18 protein-coding genes and 1 pseudogene are annotated in these 22,855 nt (G+C 54.7%); 12 read left to right on the top strand and 7 right to left on the bottom strand.

What is annotated here, in order from left to right; translation table 11 throughout:
• The first annotated feature begins 34 nt into the window (after window positions 1–34).
• The 6 genes from DFO57_RS15515 to uca all read left to right on the top strand — a co-directional run bounded on the left by DFO57_RS15515 (window position 35) and on the right by uca (window position 7,800).
• Window positions 35–1,093 carry a putative urea ABC transporter substrate-binding protein gene (locus tag DFO57_RS15515; RefSeq protein WP_014604647.1) on the top strand — a complete coding sequence of 353 codons (1,059 nt, stop codon included), beginning with the start codon at window positions 35–37 and terminating at the stop codon, window positions 1,091–1,093.
• 24 nt (window positions 1,094–1,117) lie between these two features.
• Window positions 1,118–1,933, top strand: a complete 816-nt coding sequence (locus DFO57_RS15510; protein ID WP_013027909.1) for an ABC transporter permease — start codon at window positions 1,118–1,120, stop codon at window positions 1,931–1,933.
• Window positions 1,930–2,712, top strand: a complete 783-nt coding sequence (locus tag DFO57_RS15505) for an ABC transporter ATP-binding protein (protein ID WP_041457892.1) — start codon at window positions 1,930–1,932, stop codon at window positions 2,710–2,712. Before DFO57_RS15510 ends, DFO57_RS15505 begins: the two co-directional genes overlap by 4 nt.
• Window positions 2,709–3,437, top strand: a complete 729-nt coding sequence (locus DFO57_RS15500) for an urea amidolyase associated protein UAAP1 (RefSeq protein WP_013027907.1) — start codon at window positions 2,709–2,711, stop codon at window positions 3,435–3,437. The genes DFO57_RS15505 and DFO57_RS15500 overlap by 4 nt, the downstream gene beginning before the upstream one ends.
• Window positions 3,438–3,447: 10 nt before the next feature.
• A complete protein-coding gene (locus DFO57_RS15495) occupies window positions 3,448–4,083 on the top strand; it encodes an urea amidolyase associated protein UAAP2 (RefSeq protein WP_110015501.1) in 636 nt (211 codons plus the stop codon).
• 111 nt (window positions 4,084–4,194) lie between these two features.
• Window positions 4,195–7,800 (top strand): urea carboxylase, encoded by a 3,606-nt coding sequence (gene uca, locus DFO57_RS15490; protein WP_110015500.1) that lies wholly within the window; start codon window positions 4,195–4,197, stop codon window positions 7,798–7,800.
• 168 nt (window positions 7,801–7,968) lie between these two features.
• On the opposite strand, the gene DFO57_RS15485 is transcribed toward uca, so the two are convergent.
• Window positions 7,969–9,114: a lactonase family protein gene (locus DFO57_RS15485; protein WP_110015499.1), complete on the bottom strand. Its 1,146-nt coding sequence runs from the start codon at window positions 9,112–9,114 to the stop codon at window positions 7,969–7,971.
• A gap of 366 nt (window positions 9,115–9,480) precedes the next feature.
• On the opposite strand from DFO57_RS15485, the pseudogene DFO57_RS22920 reads away from it, so the two are divergent.
• A pseudogene (locus tag DFO57_RS22920) lies at window positions 9,481–9,627 on the top strand (hypothetical protein); the annotation flags it as partial.
• Window positions 9,628–9,948: 321 nt separating this feature from the next.
• On the opposite strand, the gene DFO57_RS15470 reads toward DFO57_RS22920, so the two are convergent.
• Entirely contained in the window at window positions 9,949–11,613 is a 1,665-nt protein-coding gene (locus DFO57_RS15470; RefSeq protein ID WP_064374336.1) for a methyl-accepting chemotaxis protein, read from the bottom strand.
• Window positions 11,614–11,894: 281 nt separating this feature from the next.
• Window positions 11,895–12,830 carry a flagellin gene (locus DFO57_RS15465; protein WP_013027894.1) on the bottom strand — a complete coding sequence of 312 codons (936 nt, stop codon included), beginning with the start codon at window positions 12,828–12,830 and terminating at the stop codon, window positions 11,895–11,897.
• A 616-nt stretch (window positions 12,831–13,446) separates the two neighbouring features.
• On the opposite strand from DFO57_RS15465, the gene DFO57_RS15460 reads away from it, so the two are divergent.
• The gene (locus tag DFO57_RS15460) at window positions 13,447–14,991 is read left to right on the top strand and encodes a methyl-accepting chemotaxis protein (RefSeq protein WP_110015498.1); all 1,545 of its coding nucleotides are present in this window, start codon (window positions 13,447–13,449) and stop codon (window positions 14,989–14,991) included.
• Complete coding sequence (locus DFO57_RS15455) at window positions 14,984–15,313, top strand: hypothetical protein (protein ID WP_013027892.1); 330 nt, start codon at window positions 14,984–14,986, stop codon at window positions 15,311–15,313. Before DFO57_RS15460 ends, DFO57_RS15455 begins: the two co-directional genes overlap by 8 nt.
• A 537-nt stretch (window positions 15,314–15,850) precedes the next feature.
• Here the strand turns inward: DFO57_RS15455 and DFO57_RS15450 are convergent.
• Both DFO57_RS15450 and DFO57_RS15445 read right to left on the bottom strand, forming a co-directional pair.
• Window positions 15,851–16,597, bottom strand: coding sequence for an amino acid ABC transporter ATP-binding protein (locus tag DFO57_RS15450; protein ID WP_014333167.1), 747 nt, complete (start codon window positions 16,595–16,597; stop codon window positions 15,851–15,853).
• A 1-nt stretch (window position 16,598) separates the two neighbouring features.
• Complete coding sequence (locus DFO57_RS15445) at window positions 16,599–17,249, bottom strand: amino acid ABC transporter permease (RefSeq protein WP_013027890.1); 651 nt, start codon at window positions 17,247–17,249, stop codon at window positions 16,599–16,601.
• A 270-nt stretch (window positions 17,250–17,519) separates the two neighbouring features.
• Here DFO57_RS15445 and DFO57_RS15440 point away from each other — a divergent pair, with 270 nt between their 5' ends.
• The 3 genes from DFO57_RS15440 to DFO57_RS15430 are packed head-to-tail and all read left to right on the top strand — an operon-like array spanning window position 17,520 to window position 20,266.
• Window positions 17,520–18,272, top strand: a complete 753-nt coding sequence (locus DFO57_RS15440; protein WP_014333166.1) for an ABC transporter substrate-binding protein — start codon at window positions 17,520–17,522, stop codon at window positions 18,270–18,272.
• A gap of 45 nt (window positions 18,273–18,317) precedes the next feature.
• Window positions 18,318–18,923: a cupin domain-containing protein gene (locus tag DFO57_RS15435; RefSeq protein ID WP_014604642.1), complete on the top strand. Its 606-nt coding sequence runs from the start codon at window positions 18,318–18,320 to the stop codon at window positions 18,921–18,923.
• A 14-nt stretch (window positions 18,924–18,937) separates the two neighbouring features.
• On the top strand, window positions 18,938–20,266 hold the full coding sequence (locus tag DFO57_RS15430) for an FAD-binding oxidoreductase (RefSeq protein WP_064374337.1): 1,329 nt from the start codon (window positions 18,938–18,940) through the stop codon (window positions 20,264–20,266).
• A 399-nt stretch (window positions 20,267–20,665) separates the two neighbouring features.
• Here the strand turns inward: DFO57_RS15430 and DFO57_RS15425 are convergent, their stop codons facing one another.
• Window positions 20,666–21,556, bottom strand: coding sequence for a sugar phosphate isomerase/epimerase family protein (locus DFO57_RS15425; RefSeq protein ID WP_014333163.1), 891 nt, complete (start codon window positions 21,554–21,556; stop codon window positions 20,666–20,668).
• 129 nt (window positions 21,557–21,685) lie between these two features.
• The gene (locus DFO57_RS15420; RefSeq protein WP_064374338.1) at window positions 21,686–22,855 is read right to left on the bottom strand and encodes a Gfo/Idh/MocA family protein; all 1,170 of its coding nucleotides are present in this window, start codon (window positions 22,853–22,855) and stop codon (window positions 21,686–21,688) included.

Below are 22,855 nucleotides of genomic sequence, written 5' to 3'. Positions count from 1 at the left end.
GCTGCTCCTTTTTTGTGCCAACCAGAGGTTAACCATGAAAACAACGCCGTTCATCCGCACGCTTTTGCTGTCACTCACCTTGCTGATCAGCTTTTCTTCCTTCGCCACGGTTAAAAAAGAGTTCAACATCTGCTGGACGATCTATGCGGGCTGGATGCCCTGGGGCACCATCAGCAATGAAAAAATTATTGATAAATGGGCCAGCAAATACGGCATCAAAATCAATATTGTTCAACTCAACGACTACATCGAATCCATCAACCAATACACGGCAGGGCAGTTTGACGGCTGCACCATGACCAACATGGATGCGCTGACTATCCCGGCGGCAGGTGGGGTAGATTCGACAGCACTCATCACCGGCAGCTATTCCGATGGCAACGACGGCGTCGTGCTAAAAGGGATGAATAAAAAACTCAGCGATCTGAAAGGTATGTCGGTTTATCTGCCCGAACTCTCGGTATCGCACTATCTCCTGGTTCGCGGACTGGAAAAAGCCGGGCTGCAGGAAAAAGATGTGAAAGTGGTTAATACCTCCGATGCAGATATCGTCTCGGCCTTTGGCACCAGCAATGTGCGGGCAGCGGTAGCCTGGAACCCGCAGTTGTCCGTCATCAAAAAGACGCCACAAACCACCGAAGTGTTTAGCTCCACCCAAGTGCCCGGCGAACTCATCGACATGATGGTCGTGAACACCCAAACGCTGAAAGATAACCCCGCCCTCGGCAAAGCGCTGACCGGTGCGTGGTTTGAAATGATGGCAAAAATGCAGGCGGGTGATAAACAAGCGCTGAGTGCAATGGCGGCAGATTCCGGTACCGACCTCGCGGGCTATCAGGCTCAGCTTAAAACAACGCATCTGTTCTGGACGCCTGCTGAGACATTGGCCTTTATTTCTTCGCCTGATCTGCCAAAGACCATGCAACGCGTGGCGAACTTCTCGTTTGACAAAGGTCTGCTGGGTCAGGGCGCACAGAGCGCTGATTTTATCGGCATGACATTCCCGGGCAACGTCACCGTTGGCGATAGGGCTAACAGCAAACTGCGCTTTGACGACAGCTATCTTAAGCTGGCCGCTGCGGGCAAGTTGTAACCACTGACCACGGGAGTTCATGTCATGCGCTACATCAACCGCTATCCCCGCCAGGGCATGCGCCTGACGCTAATGCTGTTGCCCTTCGTGCTGATCATCGCCGCCTGGTTTATCGGATCAGCGGTGCGGCTGGAGGCCAATCCGCAGGACAAACTGCTGCCCGGACTGTCGCAGATGATTGAGGCGATTGATCGGATGGCCTTCACGCCAGATAAGCGCAGTGGTGAATACCTGCTGTGGGCCGATACGTTTATCAGCCTGAGTCGTCTGCTCATGGGGCTGGCGCTCTCCTCGCTGATTGGTCTGTGCCTCGGCATTGCCGCGGGCGTTTTTCCGATGTCCCGCGCCGCACTGTCACCCCTGATGACGGTTGTCTCAATGGTGCCGCCGCTGGCGATTCTGCCCGTGCTGTTTATTGTTTTCGGCCTGGATGAGCTGTCGAAGGTCATGCTCATCGTCATTGGCATTACGCCGATGCTGGCACGCGATCTTGAACAGCGGGCACGGGAAATTCCGGCGGAACTGTTAATCAAAGCGCAAACCCTGGGAGCCAATAGCTGGACGGTCGTGCTGCGGGTCGTGCTGCCGCAGCTGTTATCACGGCTTATCACCTCGGTACGGCTGCTTCTGGGATCGGCCTGGCTGTTTTTAATTTCCTCCGAAGCGATTTCGGCGACCGCCGGGCTGGGCTATCGCATTTTCCTTGTGCGTCGCTACATGGCGATGGATGTGATTATCCCCTATGTCATCTGGATCACGCTGCTGGCCTGGCTGATGGATCTGGGCCTGCGCAAGCTGCACAACGCCTGTTTCCCATGGGCGGAAGGAGGCCGGGAATGAGTTTTATCAGTATCAACAATATCTGGCAGGAGTACGGTGACCACGTGGTGCTGGAACGCATCAATTTGCAGGTTAAGGCGGGCGAGTTCTGCTCTATGGTCGGTGCATCGGGCTGCGGGAAGTCGACGTTTTTGCGCCTGCTGCTGGGGCAGGAAAAACCCACCCGGGGAGAGATCACCCTGGATGGTAAGGCACTGGCGACAGAACCCAACCGCAGCCGCGGCGTCGTGTTTCAACGCTATTCCGTGTTTCCCCATCTCAATGTACTGGATAACGTCGCGATAGGGCTCGAACTGCCTGCTTCGCCCTTGTCTGGTCGCCTGTTCGGTGCCCGAAAACGCGCGGCCCGGCAGCAGGCACGACAGATGCTGGACAAAGTGGGGCTGGGAAATGCGCTGGATAAATATCCGGCACAGCTCTCCGGCGGAATGCAGCAAAGGCTGGCAATTGCCCAGGCTTTTATCATGCAACCGCGAGTGCTGTTGTTGGATGAGCCCTTTGGCGCACTGGATCCCGGTATCCGCAAAGACATGCACGCGCTGCTGCTTCAACTGTGGAGTGAAACCCGAATGACGGTCTTTATGGTCACCCACGATCTTACCGAAGGCTTCAACCTGGGTACACGGCTACTGGTATTTGACAAAGTCCGCCACGATCCCCAAGCCCCTCATGCCTGGGGCGCGCGTATCACCTATGACATTCCGCTGAATGAGGCGCGAATGGCACAGCTGATGACAGACAGTAAAGACAACGTTTATGCATTAAGGAGACAGCAATGACGGCACGTTTTCACTCAGCGCCCAGCCTGCGCGAAGAGCGGCTTCCCGGCGGGGCGCACACCTCATTCATTCTGCGCAAAGGGCACATCCTGCGCCTGACCGATATTGATGGCGGCGCGAACGTCAGCATGATGATGCTCAATCCGCATGAGAAAAGTGAACGCCTTAATCTACCGGATACGCTGAAGGGCCAGCATACGGCCCGGCTCACTACCGGCCACTGTTTTTATTCCGATATGGGCCGCGTACTCGCCGGGATCGTGGCGGACAGTTGTGGCTGGCACGACCCGTTTGGTGGCGTACTTAACGCGGCGGAAACGCGCGAAAAATATGGCGCAGGGCGCTATCAGGAGCTGCGGAATGGGTTTTACCGCAATGGAGTCGATAATCTGCTGGTCGAGATGGGCAAATGGGATTTGGGTCTTGAAGATCTGCTCATGGTCGTTAACTTCTTTAGCAAAGTCACCGTCGATGAAGATGGCCGCTTCCGCTTCGATACCGAACATAGCCGCGCAGGGGATGTTGTTGAGCTGTTTGCCCCAATGGACGTGCTGATCGTCCTGACCGCGCTCCCCCATCCAATGGATCCTGCCCCTGACTATGCACCGCGTCCCATCCAGCTGAGCTGGTATCAGGCCGATGACGCACAGGCTACCACTGAAGCGCTGTTCATCCGCGATGAAAATCAGCGCGCAATACATAACACCCAACTTTTTGCCCTGTAAGGAGTCAGCGATGATGATTATTTCCAGTGACCGCCGTCCAGAAGATGCGGTTTACCGTCATGTGATTCCGGCGGGCGAACCCTGGCTGTTTGAGGTCAAACAAGGGCAAACATTGCGTCTGCTCGACCTGGAAGGGAATCAGGCGATCGATACGCTGTTCTACAACGCAGATAATCCGCGCGAGCGTTACGATCCCCAGCGTACGCTGCGCCGTCAGGGTAATGCTTACCTGACCACCGGCAGCGTACTTTACTCGAATATGGGCAATCCGCTACTGACCATTGTCGCCGATACCTGTGGCCGCCACGATACGTTGGGCGGTGCCTGCGCGCAGGAAAGTAACACGGTACGTTATGCTCACGACAAGCGCTATATGCACAGCTGCCGGGATAATTTTCTTTGTGCCTGCCTGCATGACGGTCGCCTGCGTAAACGCGATATCGGCGCCAACATCAACTTTTTTATGAACGTTCCCGTCACGCCGCAGGGTGGACTGACCTTTGAAGACGGTATTTCCGCCGCCGGCAAATATGTTGAACTGCGCGCCGAGTGTAATGCGGTGGTCTTAATCTCAAACTGTCCGCAGCTGAATAACCCCTGTAACGGCTGGAATCCCACGCCCGCCGAGGTATTGGTATGGAACTGAGCCTGGTGCGACTGAACAATACGCACGCCTGAAAAGGAGAAGCCCCGGGGACGGCCCCAGGGGACATGTCGACTTTCTGCGGGACGACCCGCTTTCCTGAGAGTTCCGCTTATGTTTGATACCTTACTGATTGCTAACCGCGGTGCGATCGCCTGCCGCATCTTGCGCACCCTGCGCGCCATGCAGGTCAAGGGGGTGGCTGTCTATGCCGAGGCCGATCTGGGCAGCCTGCATATTCGTGATGCCGATGAAGCGTTGTCCCTTGGCGACGGCCCGGCGGCACAAACGTATCTGGCCGCTGAAAAAATTATTGCCGCAGCGCAGCAAAGCGGTGCACAGGCGATTCACCCGGGCTACGGTTTTCTCTCTGAAAACGCCGGGTTCGCTGAGGCCTGCGAGGCCGCAGGGCTGATTTTTGTTGGCCCAACGCCACAGCAGTTGCGGACTTTTGGTCTGAAGCACACGGCCCGTGCTCTGGCGAAAGCTGAAGGTGTGCCCTTGCTGGAAGGCAGCGAATTACTGGCCGATGCCGCCGAAGCCTGCCGCGTCGCCGAGACCGTTGGTTATCCGGTGATGCTGAAAAGTACGGCGGGTGGCGGCGGGATTGGCATGCGCGTTTGTCGCGATGCGCATGAACTGACGGAAGCGTTTGATACCGTGCAGCGGCTGGGGCAGAACAACTTTAGTGATGCCGGCGTGTTTCTCGAGAACTATATCGAACGCGCACGTCATCTTGAGGTGCAAATCTTTGGTGACGGGCAAGGAGACGTTATCGCGCTGGGCGTGCGTGACTGCTCGGTGCAGCGGCGTAACCAGAAGGTCATCGAAGAAACACCTGCCCCCAATTTGCCTGAAGGCATGGCACAGGCGCTCTGCGAGGCGGCAGTTGCGCTGGGTAAAGCAGTGAACTATCGCAGCGCGGGCACCGTGGAGTTTGTCTATGACAGCCTGAACCAACAATTTTACTTCCTGGAGGTCAACACTCGCCTTCAGGTCGAGCATGGCGTAACAGAACAGGTCTGGGGCGTTGACCTGGTGAAATGGATGATTGAACTGGCTGCGGACACCTTGCCGCCCCTGCGCGAGCTGGCTGCCGGGCTTGCGCCACAAGGCCATGCTATCCAGGCACGCATTTTTGCGGAAGATCCGGGACGGCAGTTTCAGCCTTCACCGGGCCTGCTGACAGACGTTGCCTTTCCCGACCAACAGGATGCTCGCCTGCGCATTGATCACTGGATTGAAGCCGGTTGCGAAGTGCCGCCCTTTTTTGATCCGCTGCTGGCGAAAACGATCGCCTGGCGGCCCAGCCGCCCGGAGGCCATTGCCACACTGGCGCAGGCGCTGGCAGAAACGCGTTTATACGGTGTTGAAACCAACCGCCTCTATCTGCAGCAAATTTTAGCGTTTGCGCCCTTTGTTCAGGGAGAACCCTGGACCCGTTGTCTGGAACAGCTGAGCTATCAGGCAGCGACGGTTGAGGTGCTAGGCGCCGGTACGCAAACCAGCGTGCAGGATTATCCGGGCCGTCTGGGCTACTGGGCGGTCGGCGTACCGCCATCGGGGCCGATGGACGACCGCGCCCTGCGTTCAGGCAATCGGCTGCTGGGCAATGACGAGGGGGAAGCCGCACTGGAAATGACCCTCACCGGACCCACTCTGAAATTCAATACCGCCATCCAGGCCGTCATCTGCGGTGCACCACTGAGCGCTATCCTGGATGGCCAGCCCGTGCCGATGGATTGTGTTTTTACCATTCCCGCCGGGGCGACGTTAAAGCTGGGTGCTGTGAGTGGGGCGGGCGTGCGAAGCTATCTCTGCCTGAGCGGCGGCATTCAGGTGCCAACGTATTTAGGCAGTAAAAGCACCTTTACGCTTGGCCAGTTTGGCGGCCACGCTGGACGCGCACTGCGTAGCGGCGATGTGCTGCACCTGGCCCCACAGGCAGCAACGGAAGCTGGCGTGGCACTTCCTGAGGCATTGCGCACGGATCTCCCGCAGATCCGCACCCTACGGGTAATTTATGGTCCACACGGTGCGCCGGAGTTCTTCGCGCCGGACTATATCGCCACTTTTTTTGCCACGGAATGGGAAGTGCATTTTAACTCCAGCCGCACGGGCGTCCGCCTGATTGGGCCCAAGCCCATCTGGAGCCGAGACAGCGGGGGCGAAGCCGGACTGCATCCGTCAAACATTCACGACAATCCGTACGCGGTAGGTGCGGTTGATTTTACCGGCGATATGCCGGTGATTCTGGGCCCGGATGGACCCAGCCTCGGGGGATTCGTTTGTCCGGTCACAGTCATCGAAGCCGATCTCTGGCAGTTAGGGCAGTTGAAAGCCGGTGATAAAGTGCGCTTTACCTCGGTGGATTTAACCACCGCGCGCCAGTTGGCTAAAGCGCGAGGCCAGGAACTGGCAACGCTCTGTGGCCAGGCGACAGCCTGGCAACCTGCGCCGCTGACCTCGCCGATCGTGATGACCTGCGGTGAGGCCGATAAGCGCCTGGTCGCGCGACTTTCTGGCGATACGCATCTGCTACTCGAAGCCGGGGAGCCTGAGCTGGATCTGGTTCTGCGTTTTCGCATTCATGCCCTGATGCAGGCGCTGGAAGCGCATGCAAAAGACGGGGTGATTGATATCACGCCCGGGATTCGTTCGTTGCAGATCCATTTTCAGCCTGAAATCCTCACCCATGACGCGCTGCTGGACTGGGTACGCGGCGAGTGGCTCAGGGTTTGCCTGAGTGATGATCTGCAGGTGCCAACTCGCGTAGTACATCTGCCGCTTTCCTGGGACGATCCCGCCTGTCGCCAGGCGATTGAAAAGTACATGACGACGGTACGCCCTGATGCACCGTGGTGCCCCAGTAACCTTGAATTCATTCGCCGCATTAACGATCTGCCTGACGAACAGGCGGTCTGGGAGACGGTGTTTGAGGCCAGCTATCTGGTTATGGGGCTGGGCGATGTCTATCTGGGGGCGCCGGTTGCGACACCGCTGGATCCGCGCCATCGCCTGGTCACCACAAAATACAACCCGGCGCGCACCTGGACGGCAGAGAACTCGGTGGGTATCGGCGGCGCTTACCTCTGCGTTTACGGCATGGAAGGACCTGGCGGCTATCAGTTTGTGGGGCGCACGCTTCAGATGTGGAATCGCTATCGAGAGGTTGCTGATTTTGCGGGGAAACCCTGGCTGCTGCGCTTCTTTGATCAACTGCGGTTCTACCCTGTATCCGCCGAGGAACTGGTGCAAATCCGCCGCGATTTCCCGCTGGGGCGTTATCCGCTGCGCATTGAGCCCAGTACGCTGCGGTTGAGTGATTATCAGCAGTTTCTCGCTCATGAGGCGCAAAGCATCGCGGCGTTTCGTGACCACCAGCAACAGGCGTTCAATGCGGAACGCGATCGCTGGATCGCCAGTGGTCAGGCCCATTTCGACAGCCAGGAGAACGTGGCAGAAGAGGGCGGTGATGCACCGCTACAGCAGGGCGAGCAGGGTGTCGAAAGCCCGGTTTCCGGCAACCTTTGGCAAGTGCAAACCACGGTGGGAAGTCGGGTTCAGGCGGGGGATGTTCTGGTGGTGCTGGAATCCATGAAAATGGAGATTCCGTTGCTGGCACCCTGCGATGGGATCATCCAGCAGGTTAACGTACAGCCAGGCAGTGCCGTGCGCGCCGGACAGCGGGTTGCGGTGATTGTGGATGATAACACTTGATTTTGCGTTGGCACTGGCAGCGATAATCGCTGGGCCTGAGTGCTTATCGATCATGCCCGTTAGTGATCTTGAACGGGCAGGTGCGCGAGACTGACCTTCTCGTGCACCTGCACGCTGCGTCGGTAACACGCACCACAGTGTGACGTGCATGTTATCCGCATCAATGTTTCAGGGAACAATAACCATCTGTGAAGGAGCGCCTACGGCAACATAGTTCCCGGTAAAGCTGATGGCACCACTCGCTTTATCCACCCTGAAGCTGGTGATGTTATCGCTACGCTGATTCATCACGTAAATCATGCTGCCATCAGGGGATAATGTCAGCGTTCGGGGGTAATCCCCGCGCGTCCACACATCATCTTTATGCGTCAGTGTGCCGTTAGCATTGACCTCAAAGTGCGCAATGCTGTCATGCAGACGGTTGGCGACGTAAAGATTTTTCCCGCCCTTATCAATGACTAACCCGGCTGCAAAACTGGTGCCTTTATAACCGGAAGGCAGCGTAGAAACCGTGGCCTTTTCCTGCAAAGCACCGCTTTGCGGATTAATGAGGTAATGTGTGAGCGTGGAGGCTTCTTCATTCACTAACCAGAGCGCATGACCCTCAGCGCTAAGAACGAAATGGCGGGGGCCTGCACCGGCAGACGAGGCGTTTATCCATGCGGGTTTGCCGGGCGTCAGCGTACCGTCTTTATTCAGGTGGTATTGGTAAATGCGGTCCAGCCCCAAATCCGTCGAGTAAACAAACTGGCCCGTGGGATCGCTGGCGACCATATGTGCATGCGGACCATTGTGATCGCTGATGGCAAAGCTGCCGTCTACCGCTGCGGCCGGTTTGCCTGCGCCAGCCGGGCCGCTGTCCTGATGATGATCGACAGCCTCACTCAGCTTGCCTTCTGGCGTTACCGCAAACACTGTAATACTGCCGCTGACATAATTTGCGACCATCAGGTAACGCTGATCGGGTGTCAGGGACAGGTACACCGGTCCTTTGCCTTGCGTGTCGACCTGATTTAATGCCGTGAGCGAACCGTCCGTACCAATCTGATAAGCGGTGATGCTACCTTTCTCGGTCTCACTCGCCACATAAAGATGTTTACCATCCGCTGACGCCACCATCTGTGCCTGGTTGGGCAGTTGACTCACCAATGTTTTTCCCGACAGTTCACCCTGCGCATTGAGGATAAATCGATAAACCCCTTCGCCATTGGGATTATAGGTTCCCACATACGCGTAAGATGCCTGAGCCATCAGCGGCACAATGGCCGAAGCACTTGCAACGGCGGCTAGCGCCAGAATCGTTTTATTCATCATTTTTCCCTACTCGTCAGTGTCGTTAATTTTTACGGTCGCCTGAACATCCGGGCAATGAATACTTAGTAAGCAAAAGGGCAGAGCGTCGCGTTTCAGTAATACGTTCTTTCTTCACGTCGAAACGGTTGCCAGAAAAGGAAGATGAGCGGTATTCGTTTGCTGTTAGTCGTGTCGCTTTTTGAAATGTCAGAAACGGCCCCTCGTGGCACGAAGCCTTACGTTGATGCTGTTCGTTTTCTGATGCGTCCGTTAAGCGTTTGTCAGCTATGTTAAACCAGAGTCTGGACAAATTATCAGCAATGTCTGGCCGGATACAGAGAGTATTTTTCCAGTACTAAACGGAAATGTTTTGGCAGGGGGTGAGAGATGTCACAGGGGAGGCAAGTACTCCAACTACCCGTTAGCCAGTTGGCATGGATAAGTAATGTCTATATCCTGGGCCTGATGTTGGTCATACCGCTTAGCAGTTGGCTGGCAAGACGTATGGGGGCCAAACGTCTGTTCATGCTCTCAGCACTCCGAATCCTAAGCCGTCATCAGTTGCGTCCTCAGCCGGGAAACCCTGGAAAAAGGACGATAATGCGGACATCTCAATACAGCCAGAGGCGGACATCTGAATTTAGCCGTTACATTAAAGTGCGCATAATACTAATTATGTTAAATAAGGCATCCCGACACGTACCCGGTTACGCACCGGCACCTCACCTGCGTCCCCTCTGGACCTGAAGCCCGTAATCACCGGGCGCGCTACGTGAAAACTGGCGCACAGAACCCCTGCGGGTTATACAGAATTCACGTAGCGTTGCCTGCTTACCCCCTCACATCGGGGCATGCTCAGAATGTTGTCCAGTTTTCTTCCAGCGTTGTCTCTTTTGATCGCATGGAATTGTCATGCGTCGTCGGGGATGCGGTAACCGTTACGGGCGCAACAAGTGCTGTTTTAACGGCGGAGGATGAATGATCTGAAAGTGTAAAAACGGATACAGACTGCATTAGCAGATCGGCCTGTTCACGCAGGCTTGCTGCCGCAGAGGCAGACTCTTCCACAAGTGAAGCATTCTGCTGCGTGACGTCATCTATTTCTGTCACGGCTATGCTGACCTGTTCAATGCCGCGCGCCTGTTCAGCAGTAGCGGCGGTAATTTCCTCTACCCTGTCAGTGAGTTGGCCCACCGAAGAAACAACGGCAGACATCGTGCCAGCAGAACGCGCTACCAGCGTTGAGCCTTCACTGACGCGCTGAGCGTTGGCCTCAATGAGCTGACGAATCTCACCCGCAGCAGTCGCACTGCGCTGCGCCAGTGAACGAACTTCACCAGCGACAACGGCAAAGCCGCGACCCTGCTCACCCGCGCGGGCAGCTTCGACGGCGGCATTGAGCGCCAGAATGTTGGTCTGGAAAGCGATGCTGTCAATCACTGAAGTGATATCCGCAATGCGCCCTGAACTTTCGCCTATGCCCTTCATGGTATCGGTGATATCTGAAGTGATGTCATTACCCTGCCGGGCAACCTCACGTACCGTAACGGCCAGCGTGGCGGCCTGGCTGGCATTATCTGCGTTATTCCTGACCGTGACACCCAGTTCACCCATCGTGGCAGCGGTCTGTTCCAGCGCGCTGGCTTGTTCTTCAGTGCGCTGTGACAGATCGGTGTTTCCCTGAGCTATCTGAAGGCTTGCTGCGGCAACGCTTTCCGCATTCGCCCGAACGGCACTCACGGTTTGCACCAGGGAATGCTGCATGCCACGAATAGCTTCAAGCAGTTTCCCGGTTTCGTCCCGTCCGCTCACCGGCACCTCTGCAGTGAGATCACCTTCAGCAACCCTTACCGCCGCTTCAAGTGCGATATTGACGGGCCTGACGATACTGCGGGTAATAAACCAGGCGAGCGTTGCTGCCAGTACAATGGCAGCCAGGCTGAGTGAAACGAGTAACGTTACGGCGTTGCGCTGCTCTGACGCGGCTTTAGCTCCCGCGGTTTTCATCTGCTCCCCCTGGAAGTTGGCGAGGTCCGTGATAGCCGTTGTGTATTCGTCCTGAGCCTGATAAGCCGGCCCGGTGAGTAGTTGCGTCACCTCATCCCGCTTGCCTTCCATACCCAGTTTTACCGCCTGCTCAGAATAAGATAGATACTGTTTCCCTGCTTTTTTCATGACGTCAATCAGCTCGCGACTTCTGGGAGCGTGCAGTATGTGATCGACTTTGTTGAAAGCCGTTTCAAGCCGGGTGCGGGCCTGCTCATAATTTTGTTTCAGTCTTTCTTTTTGCGCCGGATCGTCGACAAGCGCGATGCTGCGAACCATACGACTCATATCAGTAACGTAAAAGCGAAGATTACTGGCAGCGGTAGCCTTGTCAAAACGATCGCCGGCCAGTTTATCCACGGTGTCGCCCAGTGAGTCGATACGCATTAAACCGGCCAGGGTAATAACGATGAGAAGAAGCAGGATAAAGCCAAATCCGGCACCGAGACGGACGCCGATTTTAATATTGTTCATTATCTTTCCTCGGTTAACACTCGAAAATGAAACAGTAAAGAAAACGGCTTCGTGCCGGGAGCCGATAATACGGGCGTTTGGCAAGATGGTGTTCTTAAATCAGTCCATAGCCCTGCTTAAGCATCTTGATGGCGTGTTCAGAGTGCTACTCCGCCCCACATCCCATGTTCAACCTGACATTTCCACCGCGACGAGAATCAGGGTTTTGCCCGCTTCTGGTTACAGAGCGGGACGAAATCGTGAGGAACTGCATCAGACAGCATCCAGTTCCTCAGCGTTTATTAGCGGAGCAGTGACAGCATGGTCTGTGGCACCTGGTTGGCCTGGGCCAGTACAGAAGAGCCCGCCTGCTGCAGGATCTGCGCGCGGGACATGTTCGACACTTCCGTCGCGTAATCCGCATCCTGAATACGGCTGCGGGCCGCGGTCAGGTTTGTCACGGTATTGTTCAGGTTGCTGATGGTGGACTCGAAACGGTTTTGCGAGGCACCCAGCAGGCTGCGCTGGTTATCGACCGCTTTGATGGCTTTATCAATGTCGGCCAGTGGCGTGGTACCTGACGCTGTGCCGCCTGAACCGCCGGTGACAGCCCCTTTCAGCACGTCGAAGCCGATGGCTGACGTGGTGCGGGCATTGCCGTTGACCGTCTGGCCTGTCGTAGAACTGGTATTCTGAGTGGTGCCTGTAGAAGCGTTGCCCGCTGCAGCCAGGTCAAAACCGTCGCTTGAGCTCAGCGCAATACCAATAGTTTCGCCGTCTTTTGCGCCCACCTGGAAATTGTAGGTGGTGCTGCCGGAGCCGGTGTTCAGCACTTTGATACCGTTGAAATCAGTCTGTTTCGTAACGCGGTCGATTTCCTGCATGCGCTGGTTAACTTCAGCCTGAATCGAGTCGACATCCGAGGCTGAGTTAGAGCTGTTCTGCGCCTGAACGGTCAGGTCACGAACTCGCTGCAGATTATTGTTAATTTCAGTCAGCGCGCCCTCGGCGGTCTGCGACAGCGAAATACCGTCGTTGGCATTGCGGGCGGCAACGGTCATCCCGTTGATGTTGGAGGTGAAACGGTTAGCGATGGCCTCACCGGCTGCATCATCTTTTGCACTGTTGATGCGCAGACCGGAAGACAGGCGCTCAATCGCCGTGCCTAGTGAAGACTGTGACTTTGTCAGGTTATTCTGCGTAACCAGTGACAGCGTATTTGTGTTGATAACGGCCATGTTGACTCCCTGTAGTCAAAGCGTGCAAATCACGCCCTAACGTTATCGTCACGATAGTTGCTTTCTTTAATTGTGACGCAGGTCGATCATTTATCACTGGAATCAATTTGACATACTGACGATGTGTCATGTTGACCATGCAACAGGCCTCTTTTTACTGACCACCTGTCAATCAGCCCAGATGGCCTGCGCCTCCTAAAAAGGGGCATTCATTTCACGTCAAGCCGGGATTGTCTGGTCACGGACTCAGGTAAGTAGAGTAATGGCACGGATTATCGCGGCTTTTCGATCGGGGAGAGATGTTTGTTGGAAAAGGATGTTTAGTCTCTCAATCAACTTATTGTGCGTGACGGATTTCTCATCATAAGGGTTTTCTGAAGGCAACCCCATCAGTGGGGCTGGACGTGACTGAGATGACAGATTCCGACGTCAGGCAAAGCCGTTGCGCAGGCAATTGAAGTACGCAGAAACAATTTTTTTCAGATTATTCTCAGTAATACTGGGGCGAAATAAGCACTAAATGCAAAAACCCATCTAGGATTAATCCGGTCGGACTGCTCTTGACGTCCGGCAAAGATTAACCAACACCAGAACGCCCTATATAACGAGAAAAGACATGAAAATATCGACTCGCCTTGCTGCAGGTTTCGGCCTGCTTATCTTCCTGTTCATCATCTGCACCGGTACTGCGCTGAATGCGCTCTATAAAGCCCGGGAAGGAATGGACAGGATCGTAAACATCAAAATGAAAAAGTACCAAATTGCGCAGGACATGCTCGGTGAACTGAGAGAGATGTCCATAGACGTCAGAACGCTTGGGCTGCTGAGCGATCCTGTGGCAATGAAACCCGTAGCAGAGCGCATGCAGAAAACTCAGGCGCAATATAGCGCTAACCGCCAGGCTCTTGGTGACTTGCTGAAGATCGATTCTCTTCCGGCAGGACGGAACGCTTTCAAGAGACTGACCGATACAGAGGCCTCTTTTTTTGCCATTTTTGCAAAGGCCAGTCAGCTTGGCCTGGCCAATCGCGATAAAGACTTCTTTGAGTGTCTGACAAAAGAGGTCCAGCCCGTGCAGGATAAAATGCTCAGCGATTTGCAGGTTGTGACAGGGATACAGCAGAAGACAAGCTTTGCTGAGGTGAAGGAGAACAGCACTTCAACTTCACGCTCATCTCTCATCCTGATCCTTCTGGCCGGTGCATCCATTTTCATCAGTGTCGGGGCCTGTGTATTGGTTGTCCGTGTACTAATGCGCCAGCTGGGCGGTGAGCCTGCCCAGGCGCAGGCACTGGCCGCCACCATTGCGGCCGGCGACCTCACATCGCCGGTCGTGCTTCGCCGCAACGACACGACCAGCCTGCTGGCGTCGCTTGACAGCATGCAGGCCAACCTGCGCGGCCTGGTGTCGCAGATTAAAGAGACCTCTGCCTCTGTGGCCCTCGCCTCGGACGAAATCGCGCAGGGTAATACTGAACTGTCATCCCGCACCGAACAGCAGGCGGCTGCGCTGCAGGAAACGGCCGCCAGCATGGAGCAGCTGACCGCCACGGTGAAGAGCAACGCGGCCAGTGCGCAGCAGACAGCAGAGTCCGCCCGTGGGACCGCGCAGCTGGCTCACGCAGGCGGGTCGGACGTACAGCGCATGTCAATGACCATGCAGGACATCTCAGCGAGTGCCGCAAAAGTCCGCGACATCACGTCAGTGATTGAGGGCATCGCGTTCCAGACCAACATTCTGGCACTGAACGCCGCGGTGGAAGCGGCCCGCGCAGGTGAAGAGGGACGCGGATTTGCCGTGGTAGCCGGAGAGGTGCGTACGCTGGCACAGCGCAGCGCGACGGCCGCAAAGGACATCAAGACGCTGATTGAGCAGGCCGTCGATCAGATTGAAAGCGGCGTCGGCGTAGCTTCATCGACCGGACAGAGTATCCAGAAGGTGGTCGGCCTGGTCGGTGAGCTCGCTGAGGCGATGGATAACATCTCCCTGGCGTCCGCAGAGCAGATGCAGGGCATTTCGCAGGTGAGTGTTGCCGTGAGTCAGATGGACGGCGTGACGCAGAACAACGCGGCGCTGGTCGAGGAGTCATCCTCGGCTTCGCAGTCACTGTCTGAGCAGGCGCATGCGCTGAGAGGTATGGTGGAAACGTTCCGTGTCTGATGAAAACCAGCCCACTTACGAGGAAAGACTGATTAAGGCCGTCAGGCTAATGAAAGCGGATGTTGACGCGATTTACACGCAACTGAGGGATGGAACCTATGCTGACCCGGACACCTTTATCAATAACTGGACACATCTGATGGACCGGGTAAAAAATATGAAGCCGGTCCTCAGCAAGCCCGGCGTCATGGAGACGCTGATGCGTATGGATGTCCAGCTCACGGCAGAGTTGCTGGCCATAACTTACTCTGTGCAGATAATAGAGAATTTTATAAGATGCCTGGAGCACCAGGCCAGAGAGAATGGCAGCAAGCCCCGATAAACTCTCCCTGCAGCTGAAATACGTCTTTCGCAGAATATTGGTTAACGTTACTCCGTTGTGATGTGTCTGTTGTCAGAAATATTTTCGTCGCCTCCGTGCTGGCCCGTCGCGTTCATGCTGACGGGCCTTTTTTTGTCCGACGACTGATGCCGGGTAAATGCATCATCCGGAAGCTGCACGGTTATCCTTCTCCGGACACGCTTTCCCCGTACCTGACGGGCCTCACGCACACGCGGCCATCCTTTCGGTCTGGTAGCGTGTCTTCAAAGAGAATGTCAGGAAAGTTTCTGTTTGAGCCTGTCGTTGACCGAATATAACCGGATTCAGACAGGGAACTGACAATGCTAAAGGCGCTTGTGACAGGAAAATTAAGTCTGCGAAAACATTCTGGGGATGGGGATTCGGCGGAACCGCGCTGATTGTGGCCATCAGCAAGGCGGGTGTATCTGCACGGTAACGTCATCAATCCGCTGTTTGCGCGTCATGCCCTTTCTTGAGGCGCTAAAAAGTCTCAGGAGTGACAGAATTGCTCCCGTCTCATCCTGTTCCGGACGCAGATGTTCCCAGAACCCGCCGTAGGAAATCTTGCGTGCGCGCCTCCTGAGGGCGCAACAGCACCTGTTCAGCGTGGCCCTGCTCCACAATTTGTCCGCTGTGCAGGAAACAGACGCGATCGGCGACCTCTCTTGCAAACTGCATCTCATGCGTGACCACGATCATGGTCATTCCCTGCTGTGCCAGGTTGCGCATGACCTGCAGAACCTCGCCGACTAACTCCGGATCCAGTGCTGATGTCGGTTCGTCGAAAAGAATGGCTTTCGGCTGCAATGCCAGCGTTCGGGCGATGGCCACGCGCTGCTGCTGACCACCGGAAAGCTGCGACGGCCAGGCGGAGACTTTGTCGGCCAGTCCTACTCTTTCCAGCAACTCTTTGGCTATCTTTTCGGCTTTACTGCGCGATTCACCGTTAACGTAAATCGGACCTTCCATCACGTTTTCCAGCACGCTACGGTGCGGAAAGAGGTTAAATCGTTGGAAAACCATTCCTATCTGGCGCCGAAGCGAATTGATATTTTTACTTTTACTGTCAACATGCTGGTCGAGCACGCGAATGGTGCCGCTTTCATAGGTTTCAAGCCCGTTAATACAGCGCAGCACAGTCGATTTTCCGGAACCGGAGGGCCCCACCAGGCATACCACTTCGCCCTCATCGACGCGGAAACTTACCCCTTTCAGCACTTCGACAGCACCGAACCGCTTATGGACATCACGAATTTCAATCATCTCAGGCTCCTTTTTTCTGACGATTTTCAAGGTGCTTAGTGAAAGCCAGCAGTGGCATGCACAACGTCAGATAAAGTAACGCCACCAGCGTATATACGGTGGTGTTATCAAAGGTTGAGGCGGCCAGAAGCTGTCCCTGCCGGGTCATTTCGGTAACCGCAATCGTTGATGCCAGCGCAGAATCTTTCAGCATCATCACCAGCGTATTGCTATACGGCGGCAGCGCGACATGAAAAGCCTGAGGCAGGATGACGCGCCGCATCGCTTTAAAGAAGCTCATGCCCATCGAGCGCGCCGCTTCAAGCTGACCACGATCGACCGATTCAATACCCGAGCGAAAAATCTCTGCGAGGAAGGTAGAAAAGCAGAAAGCGATACCGACCACGCTGGCCTGAAACGATGTCAGGGTAATGCCGATATCGGGGAAAACGAAATAGATATAAAACAGCACCACAATCATCGGTAAGGCACGCGTGATATTGATGATGACGCTCACGGGCCAGGAGATGATTTTAAAAGGACACATTTTTGCGGCAGCAAACACCAGACCTAACGGCGTGCTGATGAGCAAGGACAAGATCGTGATATAAATTGTCATTTCCGCCCCTTGCAAAAGAAAGGGAAGGTAAACGTGAATACTGCTCCAGTCCATTATGCGCTCCCGCCGGTGTTGAGTGTGAGGCTAAAATTCATTTTAATGAATATGGCTACCCGTAAATATTGTCAAACTTTTCATCGGATGACGTCATAGCATTAACTTATTCATGTAACAAAATGGATTGAAGGCTCACTTTGCCCCGAAATCAAAGGGTTTTATGTTAATTTGTGAGGCGCAGCATTTTTAAAAAGAAAAGATTGACAGGAGGGGATTTAATTTCATTATAGTGAAGTTAATTGTTCGCATGTTAATCAGGAGTGAGTGATGTCTATTCGGTCGCACGTTACTATGGCTTTATTGTCTGTTGCCCTCGGTGTCACTTACAGTGCGCACGCTGCCACACTAACGGCAGGCTCGCCGCCCTCCAGTGCGCCAACGACATTTCTGGATACGAAAACCGGTAAGATTGAAGGCTTCATGCCGGATGTGGCTGCCGAAGTGGCTAAACGTCAGCACCTGGATGTTAACTTTACGGCTGTGCCCTTCTCTACGCTGATTCAGTCTGTGATTGCTGGCAAAATTGACATGATCGTGGCCGGGATGACACCAACACCCGAGCGTGAAAAACGTATCTCGTTCTCACAGCCGGTCACCGCATTCGGACCCGGATTGGTTGTGCGTGATGACAACAAAAAAGTCTATCGCTCTCAGCAGGATCTGAAAGGTGACATCGTTGGCACCATGACAGGCACCGATTACACGCAGGCTCTGATCAAGAGCGGTATCCCGAAAGAGGTGAAAGTGTACGACAGTCCGGCAGACATGATGCGTGATCTGTCGCTGGGTCGTATCGCGGCGGGCATGAACGATTACCCGATCATGAAATATCAGGAAAAATCAGGCGCGTACAAAGGCATGCATGTGGTGGATGGTTATAAGCCCGAGCATATCGCGCCCATGGCCTTTGGTGTGAAAAAAGGCAACGATAAGCTGCTTGCCGATATCAATACCGCCCTGACGGCGATGAAAGCGGATGGCACTTTGCAAAAAATCAAAGCTAAGTGGGGAATGCCCTAATCGCGCTTTCATGCACGGAGGCACGAAACCTTAAGGAACATGGTGATGAAAACAGCGTTAATGCACTCTGAGGATCTGAGTGCCGTCGAGATCAATATTGGCGTACGGTTAAAATTAATACGCAAGTCTCGCAATATGACTATCAAAGAACTGGCGCAACAGGCCAATGTGTCGGCAGGGGCAATTAGCCAGATTGAACGTAATCTGGCTAACCCGACGGTACGGGTACTGGAGCAGCTTCGGGTGGTCTTGAATGTCCCCTTGACCGCTTTTCTTGAACAGCATGAGGTGATGCGGCCAGGTGCTGAACACTATGTTCGTCGCTGGCGTGAGCGACCGCATTTTCAGGTTGGCAAGCAGGGCATTAGCAAAGAGATGTTATCGCCGTCCGGCGAACACGATATCCAGTTCATGTATATCAGCATCCCTCCCCGCACGCGTTCTGAAGAGATGCTGACGGGGATAGGTGAAAAAGCAGGTGTGGTCATGGAGGGCCGGCTTGCGCTTGAGGTGAATGGTGAAACGACCTTCATCGAAGCGGGCGACAGCTTTCAGTTTAAAAGCCATCTGCCGCATAACATTTTTAACGACAGCGATACCGAAGCCCGTGTGTTGTGGATTATGCATATTCCGCCCCGACATCATATTTGAAACAAGGTTAACTCATGCGAATTAAGGTCGATAGCGTTAATGACAGCACCCTCTTCCCCACCTCCGTCGATGTTGTTGTAATAGGGGGCGGCGTTGTGGGGACGTCAACGGCATATGAACTGGCTAAACAAGGCGTATCTGTTGCGCTGTTTGAAAAAGGCGTGATTGCCGGTGAGCAGTCAGGTAGAAACTGGGGCTGGGTGCGCCAACAGAACCGTGATTTGCATGAGTTGCCGATGGCGATACGAAGCCTGCAGCGCTGGGATGAACTCAGTACTGAAATCGGAATGGATCTGGGCTTCAGGCGCAACGGCATCCTGTATGGCACGCTAAATGACGCTGACCTGGCGCGTTGGGAAAAATGGGGCCAGCAGGCAAAGCAGATTGGCTTTACCAGCCAGTTGTTGTCCGCGCGTGAGGCTCAGGAACGTATTGGTGACAAAACAGCCTGGCGTGGCGGCGTGTGGTCGCCGACGGATGGACGCGCAGAACCGTCACAGGCGGTACCGGCCATCGCAAAAGGTGCGCAAAATTTGGGTGCCAGCATTTTCCAGCGTTGCGCGGTACGGGCACTGGATATCAGCGCCGGACGCGTTTCTGGCGTCTGGACAGAGCGCGGGTTAGTCAAAGCCAGCCGGGTGATCTGTTGCGGCGGTGCATGGAGCTCGCGTTTTTGCAGACAATATGGCGTTGAACTCCCCGCCGCCAATATTTTGGGCACGGTGTTTAAAACAACCGCCGCCCCGGAAATTGTAAAAGGTTGTCTGAGCACGCCGCAACTCTGTGTTCGTCGCCGTCTGGATGGCAGTTATACCGTTGCCGTTCCGGGCCTGGGCCAGATCGATTTGGCGCCGCAGAACATCCGATATGCCGCAAAGTTTTATCCTATGTTCCGCAGTAAAGTGGCAAAGAAACTGAAAATCCGGCTGAATGGCTCATTCTTTTCAGGCCCTGAAGCCTCGGGGAGTTGGTCTCATGACACGCCTTCCCCTTTTGAAAAAATCCGGGTTCTCGATCCCACGCCGGATAAACGCATCGTTAATGATGGTCTGGCAGAATTAATCCGCTTGTTCCCCGCGCTGGAGGGAACAAAAGTCGATTATGCCTGGGCGGGCTGGATTGATACCACACCGGATTTGGTGCCGGTTATTGATGAAGTGAGCCAGATCCCGGGCATGTTTATTGCCTCTGGCTTTAGTGGTCATGGTTTTGCCATCGGGCCAGGTGCGGGACTGCTGTGTGCGCAGATGATGACGAACAAGCCCGTTTATACCGACCTTGCCCCCTACCGGCTCTCACGCTTTGATAAAGGTAACGTTATTCGCCAGCCACAAATGATGTAGCGGTGCAGACCACAGAGACAGGCTATGCGAAAGCGCATGGCCTGCATTGGCCTCTCTCGTCAACATAGCGACGATCTGTTAGTGATCTACCGGGCGGTTGCCCCCTTCTGAGCCAGCTTAATTTGCACAGTGTAAAAATCAGCCCTCATTCCCTGATTCTGATTAAGCCTTCTGTGGTAAGGCGTGAGAGAAAAGGTCATCGGTCATTATCGGAGAGAAAGGCGTAAAATCGCTGAACGCAGCGGCAAGCAGGCGAGTACGACAAAGGGGCACCCGACCTTTGTGCGGCTTCAACGGTGCTGATTATGGCCTGCTCTACAGGAAGGCGCTGGCATGCAAATACTGGGAAGGCATATTTTAAAGCCCGGCAGCAATTTTACATGTCACCGGGCACATCACTCATGGATGAGGCGTAAGCAATTCTCGCTCTATCCGCTCGCGGGTTTCCACGGCCTGATACTTCATTTTTTCCGGATAACCAAAAAGCGATGCGGCCACAATAGGCTCTCCCCCTACTTTGAACGTCTGCTCTGCAAACTTCATTTCACGCAACGTTCGGAACAGCGTGTCAAAATCTACTTCGCCTTCGCCGATGCCAACGTGCTGATGAATAGTGGCATCCACGCCTGGTGGGTTAACGATGTAACGGCAATGCTTCGTGTGGTTCATGGTATCGGCAATAAGAACATGGGACAGATCGTGTCCGGCATGACGGAGCATCTTCTCTACGTCGCCTTTTCCTTTATCATAGAAAAAGGTATGAGGAACGCTGTAGACATATTTAACGTTATCACTCCTGAACGACTTGACCATATTGACAGTCTCATCGCTCTCTTCACAGAAGTCCCACGGGTGCGCCTGAATTTCAACACGGATACCCTCACGTTCGAACAGCGGAAGCAGCGTTTCCATTGAGCGGTAAAACATTTCATCGCAGATTTCGGGTTGATTAGGATCGCCCGCCAGTTCGGTATTGATGACCTGTACGCCCATTTCGACGGCGATCTCCACCATACGTTTCCAGTTTTTAACGGCCGCCTGTCGGCGCAGTTCATCGGGACCAGACCAGCGATAAACACAGATAAACGATGAAATTTCCACTCCTGTTTCGCGCAGCGCCTTTTTATACTCAGCCATGATCTCGCGGCTGGCACGAGGATGCTTATAGAAAGGGTTAATTTCCGGATGTGGAGACTGCTCAATGTAGTTGTATCCCCATTCCGACACCTGTTGGACCATTTTGGTGATGCCCAGATCTTTGATTACATCTACATCGAAAGCGATTTTCATTGATGCCACCTTTGCGTTGTCTCTTGCTGCCTGAGTCGGGTTCAGGCAGCGAAAATCTTTAAACGGATCGAATGTCAGGCGTTGTCAACCCTGTGTGACAGGCTGAGTCCGGTTCTCACGACCAGGACCTCAGCATTCCACCCACACCGAGCCGGAGTCGGCTGAACGGACACAGTTTTCCACCCATCTGACGCCAGCCAGGCCGGCATGGACATCGGGATACCAGAAGTTTTTCAGGAATGCGTCGTCGCCCCGATCGGTTGCATCCATTGCCAGCGCGAAACGTCGGTAGAGATTCGACCAGGCTTCGAAAAGTCCTTCCGGATGACCGCCGCCTATCCGGTCATCTTCACGAGCAGCCGGGTGCAGATAGTCCATGCCTCTTTCCAGAATGCGCACCGGCTCACCCTGAATTTCGAAACGCAGCTGGTTTGGCTGCTCATCCCACCACTCAAAACTGGCTCTGGAGCCAACGATGCGGACTTTCTGCCCATGCATTGATCCGCAGTTGACGGCTGAGGCCCACAGATTTCCCACTGCGCCGTTCTCGTATTCCATCAGAACAAATGCGTTGTCTTCGAGAGGCGCCCGACTTTTCACAAAGCTCTGGCGTGAGCAAAGCAGCCGTCTGATTTTCAGTTCGGGTGCCATGGTTTCAGCGATACACAGCGGATGGGTCGCCAAATCACCCAGAACATAACTGGGTCCGACAAAGCGCGGGTCGACGCGCCAGCTGGTGCTGGCGTTATTCTGTTCAACGGCTTCGTGATGAAAACCGTGTGCAAACTGCATGTTGACGATGCGGATGTCACCCAGTAATCCCTGCGCGATCATCTCCCTGGCCTGAAGGATGAGCTGATGACCGGTGTAACCGTAAGTCACGCCGACGATCTTCTTTTTCTCCAGGCTCAGCTTCGCCAGATGTTCAGCTTCTTCCACCGTAAAGCACAGCGGTTTCTCACATATCACATGGAGACCGGCTTCAAGCGCTGCGCAGCAGACCGCAAAGTGCGTGTTGTTGGGTGTGGCGATCGAGACAGCCTGAATGCCATCATCGCGTTTTGCTTCTGATGCAAACAGGGTTTCATAGTCGGCATAGCACCGGTCCGGGGAAAGGCCCAGAGCTTCACCAAAGGCGCGGCCACGTGCCGCATCAATATCGAACGCCCCGGCAACTAAGGTAAATGTGTTATCGCGGAGTGCTGATGAACGGTGAATGTAGCCAATCTGACTGGTACCGCCGCCGCCCACCATGCCCCACCGCAGTGAATTTTTAAGCGGTTTAATGCCGTTAATCAT

Origin of the sequence: Pantoea sp. AG702, assembly GCF_003182295.1 — a bacterium.
GTDB classification, from domain to species: Bacteria; Pseudomonadota; Gammaproteobacteria; order Enterobacterales; family Enterobacteriaceae; genus Pantoea; species Pantoea ananatis.
This window is presented reverse-complemented; position numbering and strand designations above follow the sequence as displayed.

Excerpts from the sequence above, each read along its gene's own strand:
- DFO57_RS15430 (WP_064374337.1), top strand. The coding sequence starts at position 18,938 with ATGCGAATTAAGGTCGATAGCGTTAATGACAGCACCCTCTTCCCCACC.
- DFO57_RS15440 (WP_014333166.1), top strand. The coding sequence starts at position 17,520 with ATGTCTATTCGGTCGCACGTTACTATGGCTTTATTGTCTGTTGCCCTC.
- DFO57_RS15460 (WP_110015498.1), top strand. The coding sequence starts at position 13,447 with ATGAAAATATCGACTCGCCTTGCTGCAGGTTTCGGCCTGCTTATCTTC.
- DFO57_RS15425 (WP_014333163.1), bottom strand. The coding sequence starts at position 21,556 with ATGAAAATCGCTTTCGATGTAGATGTAATCAAAGATCTGGGCATCACC.
- DFO57_RS15510 (WP_013027909.1), top strand. The coding sequence starts at position 1,118 with ATGCGCTACATCAACCGCTATCCCCGCCAGGGCATGCGCCTGACGCTA.
- DFO57_RS15470 (WP_064374336.1), bottom strand. The coding sequence starts at position 11,613 with ATGAACAATATTAAAATCGGCGTCCGTCTCGGTGCCGGATTTGGCTTT.
- DFO57_RS15495 (WP_110015501.1), top strand. The coding sequence starts at position 3,448 with ATGATGATTATTTCCAGTGACCGCCGTCCAGAAGATGCGGTTTACCGT.
- DFO57_RS15505 (WP_041457892.1), top strand. The coding sequence starts at position 1,930 with ATGAGTTTTATCAGTATCAACAATATCTGGCAGGAGTACGGTGACCAC.
- DFO57_RS15500 (WP_013027907.1), top strand. The coding sequence starts at position 2,709 with ATGACGGCACGTTTTCACTCAGCGCCCAGCCTGCGCGAAGAGCGGCTT.
- DFO57_RS15435 (WP_014604642.1), top strand. The coding sequence starts at position 18,318 with ATGAAAACAGCGTTAATGCACTCTGAGGATCTGAGTGCCGTCGAGATC.
- DFO57_RS15515 (WP_014604647.1), top strand. The coding sequence starts at position 35 with ATGAAAACAACGCCGTTCATCCGCACGCTTTTGCTGTCACTCACCTTG.
- DFO57_RS15445 (WP_013027890.1), bottom strand. The coding sequence starts at position 17,249 with ATGGACTGGAGCAGTATTCACGTTTACCTTCCCTTTCTTTTGCAAGGG.
- DFO57_RS15465 (WP_013027894.1), bottom strand. The coding sequence starts at position 12,830 with ATGGCCGTTATCAACACAAATACGCTGTCACTGGTTACGCAGAATAAC.
- DFO57_RS15450 (WP_014333167.1), bottom strand. The coding sequence starts at position 16,597 with ATGATTGAAATTCGTGATGTCCATAAGCGGTTCGGTGCTGTCGAAGTG.
- uca (WP_110015500.1), top strand. The coding sequence starts at position 4,195 with ATGTTTGATACCTTACTGATTGCTAACCGCGGTGCGATCGCCTGCCGC.
- DFO57_RS15420 (WP_064374338.1), bottom strand. The coding sequence starts at position 22,855 with ATGATTAACGGCATTAAACCGCTTAAAAATTCACTGCGGTGGGGCATG.
- DFO57_RS15485 (WP_110015499.1), bottom strand. The coding sequence starts at position 9,114 with ATGATGAATAAAACGATTCTGGCGCTAGCCGCCGTTGCAAGTGCTTCG.